The organism is Gilliamella sp. M0364 (assembly GCF_016100565.1).
Taxonomy (GTDB): domain Bacteria; phylum Pseudomonadota; class Gammaproteobacteria; order Enterobacterales; family Orbaceae; genus Gilliamella; species Gilliamella apis.
Genome location: NZ_JACFSF010000003.1, coordinates 84,209 through 95,786, shown reverse-complemented (window position 1 = coordinate 95,786; position 11,578 = coordinate 84,209). Strand labels below are relative to the sequence as shown.

The following is an 11,578-nucleotide window of genomic DNA, read 5'->3' as shown; positions in this document are numbered from 1 at the left end:
AACCTCTCCGATCTTTTTTATTTTTTATTGTTATAAATTTATTCACAATTACATATTGAATTAATAACCTGCGTAGTTTCATTAATAACATCAATTAGCGATTGTTCAATATTGATAGCATAGACATCTTTTTCATCGGCAGTAGGTTCTTCTAAGGTGTCAAATTGTGACTGTAACATGCCAGATTTTTGGTAATGTCCTTTACGTTCAGCTAGACGCTGTGCAATAACCGCAAAACTTCCTTTTAGGTAAATAAAGTGAATATTTTTATTTTCGCCACGAATAATATCTCGATATTGTTGTTTTAATGCGGAACAAATTATGATCGAAACATCATTGACGTTACTCATCGCAAATGCGGCGTTACTAATTAGATTTAGCCACGGCAGTCTATCTTCATCATTTAGCGGAATACCGCTAAGCATTTTTAATATATTGGCTTTGGGATGTAAAAAGTCGCCATCTAAAAAAGCCGCATTTAGGTTATCGGCAATTTGTTTAGCAACAACTGATTTACCACTTCCGGATACCCCCATAAAAATGAAAATATTTTTCTTCTCGGTCATTAGTTTATTCTCTAAACTACTCTGTTACGGGTAACATTTTGTCACTATATTCTTTTATTGCAATATAAAAAAGTTTCTTTTGTGACCTAGATCATATTTTTATTTGCGACCCAAAAATATTCATCTGGCAATTTTTCTTTGTTTTGTTGCATTCACTATGATTTATAGCCATTTTCGGAAGCCAAGTTAAAATGAATGCATTGGGTTTTGTAGATATGAAGCTAGTTGCTAGTTAACGATTTGAAAATAATTTTTATAAGCAAAATGCTACATCTATGTTGATTCAATTAGTTATTAAAGTTGTGGTAAACTTTTTCTTTAGATAGTATGTAGACTTTGATAAGTCATAATTTAAGTATAGATTACTAATATAACTGTTAAATAATAGATTTTTGATTGTATGCCCGAATTTTTATTAAACCTAAGCATACAATCAATATATCAAGCATTATTTAGTAACATCATTCATGATTTGTTTAAATGTTGAAAATGAACAAAAACCATCTTTATTCGTTGGACAATTTTCCATTTCTAATACAATTTTTTGCGGAGGAGTTTTCCTATTTAATTGGGTCAAGTTACGAATTTGATCGGTTGACTGATAAAAATATTCAATTTTCATTAATGCTTCGCCAGTCTTGTTATCGCGCCATTTTTGAAATACAACTTTTCCACCAATTGGCGTAGTTTCAAATTGATTTGCCAGTGTATACGACTTAATTTTTATGGCGGAAAATAGTGATGCAACATTTGAGTCATGGCCGACTAAAAACGTAAATTTGCTTTTGTTGTTTTTTTCTGAAAATGTTTGATTGATATAATTAACTAAATTGGCTGCGATTTGTTTGGCTACAACAGGCGAACCAAATAATACGGTATTATAATTTTCTTTGATAGCGACTAATTTCTCAAATTGCTTGTTATTCTTTATTTTACCCCAGGCTATATCGGTTAATGGTGCCCCTTCGTAATATTGTAAAATAAAGGCATCCGCAATTGATGTTCCAGTACGAAGAGGACCTGTTATACCTGGTTCTTTGCCTTTTTCAATAATAAGTTTAGTTGGTAAAGCAGTAAAATCACATTGTTTATCATTTAAACAATTTGCCGAATTTGCGTAATTGATTATTTTGGACATGTCATTATAGGCGTTATCCAATTTTTTATTTAAACCTTCAATACCATTTGTATCAGCAATTTGATTGATTGATGCAATGGCAGACTCTTTAAATGTTGGGCTATCATCTTTAATTACAGGAAAGAATGTAGGATCCATAGTGCCTAATTTTTCTTTATGAATAATTGGGACAATGCAACCAGGAAAAGCGCCAACCGCAAAGTACTGACCAGTTGCTATAGTTCGTTGTAAGCTATTAGTATAAATATATACATCTTTTTCTGTTGGACATGTATTTTCGCTTAATAATTTATTATCAACTAACCATTCACTAAAATAATGTCCAAAATAACTTTCTAATACTCCACCTCGGGTAGTTAAATAACTAGCAGGTGTATCCCATTGTGGCCATTGATTAGGGGTTACTTTACCTAAAGTACTATTTGGACTAGCTAATGGAGCTCGTAATCCATGACGGCTGAAAACCACCACTTGTTCTAATGTATAATTATCTACTGTTTCTAATGCTTGTGTTGAGAAAGATAAAGCAAAAGATAGGCCTAATATTAATTTTAATTTTCGCATAAATAACCTCTTAAGTAACGTTCGAGGAGATAAGATCACCATGATATTGCTTGTGATAAGTAGGAGGTAAACACCAATAATTATTTCAATCAAATAGTATATTTTTACTCTATATTACTTATCGATCCTTATATAATAAGAGGAAAGAAAATGGATTTAATAGACATGTAGACGCCTACATGATTAACCCTTATACCTCTCATTTTATTAAAAAGCGTATAGATTTTTAAATCAAAATATTGCTAAGATCATCTGATGTTTGATAAACAACATTACCATTTATAATGGTTGCAACAATTTGATTATCATCATTTAATAATACTAAATTGGCTAATTTGTTTGGCGCAATACTACCTAAAGTATCATCAATCCCTAATGCTTTAGCTGGATAATAACTACCATGTAACCAAGCCTGTTCGAAAGGTATGTTAGTATAATCAGCAAAATTAGTTACCGCACGCTCAAGGGTCAACGTGCTACCAGCTAAACCACCATTATCAGTCCGAACAACATCATCTTGCATATGTACTAGTAATTTACCTAAATAATAATCGCCATTTGGCATTCCTGTTGCTTGCATTGCATCGGTAATTAGTAACAGATTTTTTCCACAACATTTATGGGCGATTTTAATCGCTGCTGGATGAACATGGTGGCCATCGGCGATAATTTCAGTTTGACAGTTATCGATACTTAATGCTGCACCAACAACGCCTGGTTGTCTATGATGTAATCCAGACATGCCGTTATAGCAATGTACCACGCCGCTTGCGCCAGCTAATATTGCATCTTTAATTGTTTGATAGTCGGCATTAGTATGTCCTAACATAACGCGGATTTTTTGTTCATTTAACCACTTGATAATAGAGAGGGCATTGGGGTATTCTGGTGCTAAAGCTATACATTTCAAAGTTCCTTCAGCTAGCGATAACCATTTTTCAATTATTGCACGATCTGGTGCACATAGAAACTCTTCAGGATGAGCGCCCTTATGTATATCACTAAAAAAAGGCCCTTCTAAATACGAACCTAATAATGTGGCACCTGAAACGCCTTTTTTTATACTGTTTTTAACTTGTATTAATGCAGCTTCAATCTTTTCATAACTTTCAGTTACTGTTGTTGCTAAAAAAGCACCAACGCCGCGTTTTGCTAAAAAACAGCTTATGGTATTTAATGATTCATGAGTAGCATCCATAGTGTCAGCGCCCATGACGCCATGAATATGGGTATCTATGAGCGCTGGTAACAGTTTTATTTGGTTCGTACAAGGTTTCTCACTAGGTTGAATATCAATAATTTTTCCATTATTAATACTGATAATTGCATTATCAATCCAACCAACAGGTGTTAAAACCTTTTGAGCACAAATTTGTTTAAATTCCATCAGAACATTCCTTATCAATAGTTGATTGTTTTTGATGTTCATGCCATAAGCTAGTTATTGTTTGCCTACCATTTTCAATAGTTTCTTGACGAATGGTTGTAATATCTAAATTTTCACGTAGTAACAAAATTTCAAGTAAAAGCGGCATATTAATACCACCAATTACCTCAATATTTGGGTGTTGATAACTTAAAATCGCTGATAATCGAAATGGAGAACCTCCAACAATATCTGTTAAAAATAAGACACCATCACCACTATTAGTTTCTTGATATGCTTGGTGCAATTGTTCCTCTAATTGTTCACTACTCATACCATCAGGAAAATTTATAGCCGTAAATTGTGGTTGTTTACCAATAATTTGGGTGGCGGCTTCGTAAAGCCCGGTAGCAAAGCTACCGTGACCTGTTAATATTATCCCTAACATAATTTCCTCTATAAAAATCCAACTAATTTACCTACAACACCAATAATAACGGTTAATCCAATTAATTTTACTGGTGAGAAATTACGTTTCATTAAACTATAAACAATTAAGGTAAAACCAAGTGGTAATATATTTGGCATCAATTTATCTAATACATCAGCTTGTAGCGCAACATGAGCCTGTCCTGCATTTATTTCTAACGGTGTAGATAAATGTACATACGAAGCAACTAATGCTCCTATTACTGTCATACCAATTATAGATGCAGCATGTGAGATACGTTTTGTGTGTGTTTTTAATAAAGGTAAAGCACTGGTACCGGCATGATAACCATAATGAGCTAAACCAAAACGTAAACCAAAATGCACAATATTAAACATTAGTAGGAAAATTATTGGTCCAAAAAAGCTACCTTCTAAAGCTAACGATGCACCAATTCCAGCGCATATTGGTAGTAAAGTTAACCAAAATAATGCGTCACCGATTCCACCTAATGGTCCCATTAACGCCACTTTCACTGCGCGTATAGTTGAAATATTTTCTTTGCCTTTCTCCATGGCAAGAACTAACCCTGAAAGGAAAGTTACGTCAAAAGGATGGACATTAATAAATTCCATATGCATATGCATCGAATTTTTAAGGTCATCTTTGTTTTTATGTATTTTACGTAATGCTGGCAAGATAGTATAAAGCCACCCTCCAGCTTGCATACGTTCATAGTTGAACGATGCTTGTAAAGCAAGAGAACGAAATGCCATCCGGTTAATATCACCTTTGGTTAGTGTTACATCTTGGCTTTGATCATAAAAAGTATCGGCTGTGGCTTTGCTTGTCGCTAATGCTTGTTCCATACGTTTTGCTTCTTTCTCGGCCATTTTTTTATCATGATCGTTATTAAATTCCATCTTCCACCTCCACTGAATCTGAGCTTACTGGCTTGTTACTATCGTTGTTTTCACGGCCATAATTAAAGAAATCAATCATTGCTATAGCTAAAGCGCCTAATGCAATTGCTAAAATTGGCAAATTAAGGAAAGTCACACCAAGAAAACCTAAAATGAAATAAGCAATATAGGTTTTTTTCATCATAATTTTCATTAGCATTGCAAAACCGATGGCAGGCATCATACCTCCAGCAACACTAAGACCATCAAGCAACCATTGTGGTGATTTCTGAACTAGTGCTGTTGCTGCATCAGCACCAAAGTAGATAGGTAAGAAAGCAACAATAAAATAGAAACCAAAAAGAATAATCATACCAAGATAGTTAACCCATTCAATTCCTTTAAAATTGAGTTGATCAACGAAACGATCACATTTATGCATCATTGGTGAGTATATGGTGAATAAAATAGTGATACATCCTTGTACTGCAATAGCAAATGGTACGGCAATACCTATTGCAACTTTAGGATCTGCATGAGTTAAGATTGCAAAACTAGTACCTATCACACCACCGATAACCACATTAGGTGGTTGTGCCCCTGCTAACGGTACCATTCCCATCCATACCAGTTCTAATGATCCTCCAACATATAAACCGGTTGTAACATCACCTAAAATTAATCCAACTAACGGCCCTATTACGATCGGTCTGTGTAAATGAGTCAGGCCATCAAATAAATCTACACCAGCTATACCGGCTAGAAGTCCAATTAATAATGCATCCATTAACATAGTATGCTCCCTTAAGTTAAGATAGATTGATTAAATCCGCTATTTTTTCGCCAGCTTCATCAGGTACTCGGCGGATTTCACAAGTTACGCCTAATTGTTCAAGTTCTTTAAATGCTGCGATATCTGATTCATCGACAGAAACTGTTTTATGAATTTGTTTTTTACCTTCGGAAAAATGCATATTGCCAACATTGACAAATTTGATTGGTACGCCGCCTTTAACGAGGGTTAATACATCTTGTGGTGTTTTACAGACAATGAAAATTTTTTGCCTTTCTGCTGCTTTGCCAATAATGTCGATAGTTTTTTGTAAGGTAAAATAACGAGTTTGAATGCCTTCAGCGACAACCATGTCCATTAGATTTTGTTGGACTGGATCTTGCGAAGCACTATCATTGGCGACTAATAATAGATTCGCACCAAGTGTATTAACCCAAGTTACGCCAACTTGACCATGAACTAAACGATTATCGATACGTGTCATAAGAATATTAGGTGTGCTCATTGCTATTAAGTCCTTTTGTTTATTTGTTTAACATATTCAGATGATTAATTTTTATTAAATGGATAAATATTAACGCCTTTTACTACTCGATTAACTTCTCCTGTTGGACAAGGGTTATCTGGATTTAATCCAAGATAAAGTGATTTTTCAAACGCTAACATTTGTGCAAAAACTAGATAAGGAAAAATTAACCAACAATCAGGGAGTTTGCTATTCACCGATAATATTTGTTGATCAATACTCTCTTGACTTGTTAGTGCAATGACGTCAGCAGCAATTTTGTCATGAACAAGTTCATTAAATAGGTCAATATCGTATTGGTTAACATATGGTTCGCTTGAGAAAAAACAGACAACTAAACTTTTTTTATCAACCATAAATTTTGGACCATGACGTAGTCCTAATATTGAATCGAAGCGGGTTGCTACTTTACCGGCGGTTAATTCTAAAATTTTTAATGCAGATTCTTGTGCAATACCTGTGAAGCAGCTACTACCAACATAGATAACGCGATCATGTTCTTTACCAGCTAACTGTTTGGTTATTGATTGCCAGCTTGAAAGCTTCTCTTCACAAATACTGGCAATTTCCATTACTGCATTGTGTGCTTTTTCTAAATCAACATTGTCTAGCAATAAAAGGGTGGCAAGCATCATACTACTAATACTCGATGTCATTGCGAAACTTAAGTCATGAGTTCCTTCAGGCATGACCAGATGTAAAATACGCTTAGAATTATTTTCTTTAGCCGCATACTCTGTTAATGCACAGGTTGGGTTACAGGTTAAAAATAGATGATAACAGTCAGAAACTATTTGATCTGCTAATTTGACTGCAGCAACACTTTCAGGGCTATTTCCTGATCGCGCAAATGAGACAATTAACGTTTTTTTATTTGGTGATAAATATTGCTGAGGATTAGTGACAATCTCTGTTGTAGCATAAGCGTGAACGTTACGATGAGTCTGTTCTCTTAGCCATGGTGCTAGAGCAACACCACCAAAAGCGGATGAGCCTGCTCCGGTCAAAATTATTTCTAGATTTGGATCGGAAAGTAAAGGTTGTAAAAATGATTGTAACTGATTTTGCTTTTGTAAAATGATTTGTAATAAATTTCGCCAAATTTGTGGTTGTTGACAAATTTCTTTCGCAGTATGTTGAGCTCCGTGTTGTTCTAACCAATCTAACGAATAATTCAAATATTTTTGCATAATCTATATCCTTCTATATCCTTTTTAATCATTTCAATAAATTTATAACGTTTAATCATCTACAATTACTACATTAATTCCTAATTTATGTAATTGTTCTAGATAATCTTTTGGAATTTTTGTATCAGTAATTAGGGTTTTAATTAGATTAATTTTTTCAATCGTACAGAAACTTTTACGACCGAATTTTGTTGAGTCAGTCATTGCGATAATTTGCCCAGAAACTTGACACATTACTCTGTTAACATTGGCTTCACCGAAATTTGGTGTTGTAATACCAGCATCTAGATCAAAACCATCAACACCTAAAAAAAGCTTGTCAAAATGGTACATTCTTAATTGTTGTTCTACTGTAGGACCGGAAATGGAGTAAGCTTTTTTTCTGATGTTACCACCAGCAATAATTACTTCTATGTCGTTATTAGTTGATAATTCATAGGCAATATTTACAGCATTAGTAAAGACAATTAAGTTCTTTTTGTTACGTAAATAGGGAACCATAGCTGCTGTTGTCGATCCTGAATCGAGAATGATTCGGTCTCCATCATTAACCATTTCAGCAGCTCGCTGAGCAATTTTATTTTTTATGATCGAATTGATACGGCTTTTGTCTAATAATGGCTTATCCAATGCAAAGGATTTATTTAACATTGCGCCACCATAACAGCGCAATATACAACCTTTTTCTTCAAGGTGTCTTAAATCGTTTCGGATGGTAACGCTAGATACTTTAAATAATTTACTTAATTTATTAACTGATACGGTATTCTCTGTATCGAGTAAATGAATAATTTTTTCTCTACGCTGCAAAGTATTGATTATTTCTTTATTCATTTTTACCACTCGTTCAACTTTCATTCCTTTATTAAATTTAAACATAGATAAGGGATCGAAAAATGATAGATAGGTCACAAAACTGATTATACAAGGAAAAATTGAAATATTATTTTCATTTGAAACGAAACGAAAGGTTTCAATGTGAAAGATAAACAATAAAAAGGAGATTAATATTATTATTCAAAAATTTAACTTAAAAGAGAAATCACATAAAAGAAAGTAAACTAAACAATAAATGAATATTCGCTTTCACTGTTTAATGTGATCTATATCACAAATTTATGAATGTAATTGATTATAAGGTTGTTAATTGAAAATTATAATCAAGAGAATACTGCAGTTGATATTGAAACACCGATTGGTGTTTCAATAATTTATGAGGTTATTTTTTATTCTGGTTGGCTATTTTTACTGCGATTAACAAACATCATTACGACAAAAGCAATAATTGTTAAATAGATAATGAAAATACCATATGTAGATAGCATATCGATAAATGAACGTCCGCGGATGCCTATATCACGAAAAAAGCGAAATAACCAAACTAATGGAAAGGCATGACTAACATAAAATGCCCATATTGGCATAATACCTACAGCCATGGTTGAACCACCCATAATAAAGCCGGGAGGGACAAGGAAAATCATTTTACTAGCTCCTTCGCCAGGATGGTTAGTTTTCCAAGATAGTAGTAAACCTAACCAACCAAAAGCTAAACCAGTCATAAAAATGCTTGGTACGAAAGTAAAATAGTTACCATCAAAGCGTAGTTGACCAAATATTACCAATATTGCCGTGATTAAGGTTAAAGCCGTTGTATAAAATAGGGCATAAGGCACTGTTCTGGCTAATAATGGTAAAAAACCACGTTCGATTACTGTATTCCACATCCCCATGGTTTTTAATCGACCAATAATCATTAACGAGGTTAAACCATAGGTTAATGATGAAAAGAAGTAAACAAAATAGATAATAGTGGATATTGTTGATGAACTAGCTGGATTAAACATGGTTCTCGTTTTTAATTGCATTGGTGATAAGGTCGCTTCTGTTGCTTCTCGACCTAGTCCTAATGCTGCGACTTTACCAACACTTAATTCTGCACCTGATTCAGGGATAATTTCATTCAGGCTTTGCATTACTTTAGCATTTTGGGCATCATTTGAGTCATCAGCAAAATAACCTAATTTAACCGTCTGATCACCTTTTTTTAACGATTTTTCTAGCCCTTTAGGGATATATAACACGCCTAAATTACGATCATGAGAAACCAATGTAATTGGATTAACTGGCGATCGAATCACTTCTGTTATTTCAATAAATGGTGACGTATTTACCTTACTGATTAATTCAGTTGAATAATTAGAACCATCAAGATCAATAACGGCGATTTTTCCTTCAAAAACTGAACCATGGCTCAGAACAATTGAAAAAATAAGTGATACGATTGCAGCTAAACCTAAGCACACTTTATAATAAGGAATGAAGTGGCCTGATAACATAGCATCAAGCTCTTCAAGCATAGATTTAATGATGTTTTGTCGCATCATTGATCAACCTCAATTGTCATACCGGTTAATAGTTGTGGAATAGATTCCATATAAATTCTGACTTGGTAAGATGTTAAATCAGCCTGTCCTCGTTCTCGAGTCATGCGTAAGTCAGCAAATGATGGCGCAGCAGTTGCAAATCGAACGGTGCCTTTTACGGTTTTATCTAATGCGATAACATTCGCTTTCACCTTTGTACCTGGTTGATAATCATTGACCATTTTTTCATTAACATAGATATCGACATATTTGCGATCAGTTTCTAATAATACAGCTGGTGCTCCAGCAGGTGCCATCTCACCATCTTCAAACATCAGTTTTAGAACTTTACCATCTTCTGGCGCAACTAATGTTAGTCGATCGTAATTGACTTGTAATTGTTTTAAATCAGCTTGAGCTTGTGCTAATTGCGCTTTAATTTGAGCAAGCTGATTTTGACGATTTTGCAGTTTTTGTCGATCAATAGTAATCGATTGCAATGTCATACCTGTGGCATTTCTAGTTTGTTCAAACTGGTTAATTTGGTCTGGAGTTGCGCCAATCATTAAGGTTGATAATTGGCTTTCAATCTGTACCACTTGCATTTTGGTACTAATGTAGACATTTCGTGCTGCATCAAGTTGTGATTGAGAAGTACCACCCGTTTTTCTTAATTGAGTATGGCGTTGAAATTCAGTATTAGCTAGATCACGAGCAGACTTTGCCGCTTCAAGGTTAGCTTTAACTTCCTCAATTTTTCGCCAAGTTGATAACTCATTTAGATTGATTTCATTTTCAGTGATTTCGATTGCTGCTTGTTCTTGATTAACAGCAGCAGTTTGACTATCAACTAATGCTTGCAAGCGATCAATTGATAGCTTGGTATCAATATCTTCAAGTTGCATTAATGGGTCGCCTTTTTTAACGAATTGTGATTCTTGGACAAAGCGTTTAATTACTTTTCCACCTACATTTTGAAAGGCAACATTGATTTCATCAGCGGTTAATACCCCTGATTTGATACTTTTAGCAACAGTTACTGCATCATTTCTTGAACCAAGACAAATTAATGTAGATCCAAATAGAAGTAGCAATAAAAATATAGCAGGAATTTTAATGTTTTTGGGTAAATTTAAGTTTAATTTATTTTTCATTTATTTAGTCAACTAAGTATATTGTTAAAATATCATGATTATGAATAATTATTGGCAATTATTTACGCAATAATTTGCGTAACATTGCAATTAAAGATTCCTGCTCTTGTGGATTTAAGACTTGAGCAAAAGCACGAATCGATTTTAAGTGATTAGGTAATGCCTTTTGGATAAGATTTTCCCCTGTTGCAGTAAGGGTGATTAGTCGAGAGCGGCCATCTTCTCCACTTTTGGTCATTGATATTAAAGGATCGGGTGCTGCTAACATTCGTTTCACCATTACCGAAACGGTTGCTGGTGTTACGCCAACTCTTAATGCTAACTCGCTAGCGCAAGTTTCTCCTTCACTATATAGTGACATTAACAAGGCAAATTTTCCTTCAGATACATCATAATCTTTGGCTAGTTGTGCATAAATATTTGATCGAATTAAATCGGCGGTGGTGATTAAACTTAAGACAAGATCAACGCCTGAAACCTCAATAATTTCATCATTAAATCTTTGTGCTTTTGCTAAAGTTTCGCGAGAAGGAAGTATTCTTGAATTGTAATTCAATTGTCATTACCTAATTTATTTAGTCGG

At 34.1% G+C, this 11,578-nt stretch carries 12 protein-coding genes; all 12 read right to left on the bottom strand.

The features are described 5' to 3' along the window. Positions 1-38 precede the first annotated feature (38 nt). A complete protein-coding gene (locus tag H3U96_RS05785) occupies positions 39-566 on the bottom strand; it encodes a gluconokinase, GntK/IdnK-type (protein WP_198195913.1) in 528 nt (175 codons plus the stop codon). 448 nt (positions 567-1,014) lie between these two features. Next, positions 1,015-2,268: a bifunctional glucose-1-phosphatase/inositol phosphatase gene (gene agp, locus H3U96_RS05780; RefSeq protein WP_198195910.1), complete on the bottom strand. Its 1,254-nt coding sequence runs from the start codon at positions 2,266-2,268 to the stop codon at positions 1,015-1,017. Between the two features lie 226 nt (positions 2,269-2,494). Continuing rightward, positions 2,495-3,655, bottom strand: coding sequence for an N-acetylglucosamine-6-phosphate deacetylase (gene nagA, locus H3U96_RS05775; RefSeq protein ID WP_198195908.1), 1,161 nt, complete (start codon positions 3,653-3,655; stop codon positions 2,495-2,497). Then, positions 3,645-4,082, bottom strand: a complete 438-nt coding sequence (agaF, locus tag H3U96_RS05770; RefSeq protein WP_198195906.1) for a PTS galactosamine/N-acetylgalactosamine transporter subunit IIA — start codon at positions 4,080-4,082, stop codon at positions 3,645-3,647. Before agaF ends, nagA begins: the two co-directional genes overlap by 11 nt. An 8-nt stretch (positions 4,083-4,090) precedes the next feature. Then, complete coding sequence (locus H3U96_RS05765; protein WP_065614705.1) at positions 4,091-4,987, bottom strand: PTS system mannose/fructose/sorbose family transporter subunit IID; 897 nt, start codon at positions 4,985-4,987, stop codon at positions 4,091-4,093. Further along, positions 4,977-5,759: a PTS N-acetylgalactosamine transporter subunit IIC gene (agaW, locus tag H3U96_RS05760; RefSeq protein WP_065614704.1), complete on the bottom strand. Its 783-nt coding sequence runs from the start codon at positions 5,757-5,759 to the stop codon at positions 4,977-4,979. The genes H3U96_RS05765 and agaW overlap by 11 nt, the downstream gene beginning before the upstream one ends. Positions 5,760-5,775: 16 nt before the next feature. Then, complete coding sequence (gene agaV / locus H3U96_RS05755) at positions 5,776-6,264, bottom strand: PTS N-acetylgalactosamine transporter subunit IIB (RefSeq protein WP_065614703.1); 489 nt, start codon at positions 6,262-6,264, stop codon at positions 5,776-5,778. A 44-nt stretch (positions 6,265-6,308) separates the two neighbouring features. Further along, positions 6,309-7,475, bottom strand: coding sequence for an SIS domain-containing protein (locus H3U96_RS05750; RefSeq protein ID WP_198195904.1), 1,167 nt, complete (start codon positions 7,473-7,475; stop codon positions 6,309-6,311). Between the two features lie 51 nt (positions 7,476-7,526). Then, the gene (agaR, locus tag H3U96_RS05745) at positions 7,527-8,333 is read right to left on the bottom strand and encodes a transcriptional repressor AgaR (protein WP_217332372.1); all 807 of its coding nucleotides are present in this window, start codon (positions 8,331-8,333) and stop codon (positions 7,527-7,529) included. A gap of 368 nt (positions 8,334-8,701) precedes the next feature. Then, the gene (locus H3U96_RS05740) at positions 8,702-9,862 is read right to left on the bottom strand and encodes an ABC transporter permease (RefSeq protein WP_198192313.1); all 1,161 of its coding nucleotides are present in this window, start codon (positions 9,860-9,862) and stop codon (positions 8,702-8,704) included. Continuing rightward, entirely contained in the window at positions 9,859-10,995 is a 1,137-nt protein-coding gene (locus H3U96_RS05735; RefSeq protein ID WP_086359394.1) for an HlyD family secretion protein, read from the bottom strand. Before H3U96_RS05735 ends, H3U96_RS05740 begins: the two co-directional genes overlap by 4 nt. A gap of 58 nt (positions 10,996-11,053) precedes the next feature. Continuing rightward, positions 11,054-11,551, bottom strand: coding sequence for a MarR family winged helix-turn-helix transcriptional regulator (locus H3U96_RS05730; protein ID WP_065614700.1), 498 nt, complete (start codon positions 11,549-11,551; stop codon positions 11,054-11,056). Between the last annotated feature and the right edge of the window lie 27 nt (positions 11,552-11,578).

Bases quoted from the DNA above. Each gene is read 5' to 3' on its own strand.
- agaV (WP_065614703.1), bottom strand. From the start codon at position 6,264: ATGAGCACACCTAATATTCTTATGACACGTATCGATAATCGTTTAGTT.
- H3U96_RS05785 (WP_198195913.1), bottom strand. From the start codon at position 566: ATGACCGAGAAGAAAAATATTTTCATTTTTATGGGGGTATCCGGAAGT.
- agaF (WP_198195906.1), bottom strand. From the start codon at position 4,082: ATGTTAGGGATAATATTAACAGGTCACGGTAGCTTTGCTACCGGGCTT.
- agaR (WP_217332372.1), bottom strand. From the start codon at position 8,333: ATGAAAGTTGAACGAGTGGTAAAAATGAATAAAGAAATAATCAATACT.
- H3U96_RS05750 (WP_198195904.1), bottom strand. From the start codon at position 7,475: ATGCAAAAATATTTGAATTATTCGTTAGATTGGTTAGAACAACACGGA.
- H3U96_RS05765 (WP_065614705.1), bottom strand. From the start codon at position 4,987: ATGGAATTTAATAACGATCATGATAAAAAAATGGCCGAGAAAGAAGCA.
- nagA (WP_198195908.1), bottom strand. From the start codon at position 3,655: ATGGAATTTAAACAAATTTGTGCTCAAAAGGTTTTAACACCTGTTGGT.
- H3U96_RS05740 (WP_198192313.1), bottom strand. From the start codon at position 9,862: ATGATGCGACAAAACATCATTAAATCTATGCTTGAAGAGCTTGATGCT.
- H3U96_RS05735 (WP_086359394.1), bottom strand. From the start codon at position 10,995: ATGAAAAATAAATTAAACTTAAATTTACCCAAAAACATTAAAATTCCT.
- agaW (WP_065614704.1), bottom strand. From the start codon at position 5,759: ATGTTAATGGATGCATTATTAATTGGACTTCTAGCCGGTATAGCTGGT.
- agp (WP_198195910.1), bottom strand. From the start codon at position 2,268: ATGCGAAAATTAAAATTAATATTAGGCCTATCTTTTGCTTTATCTTTC.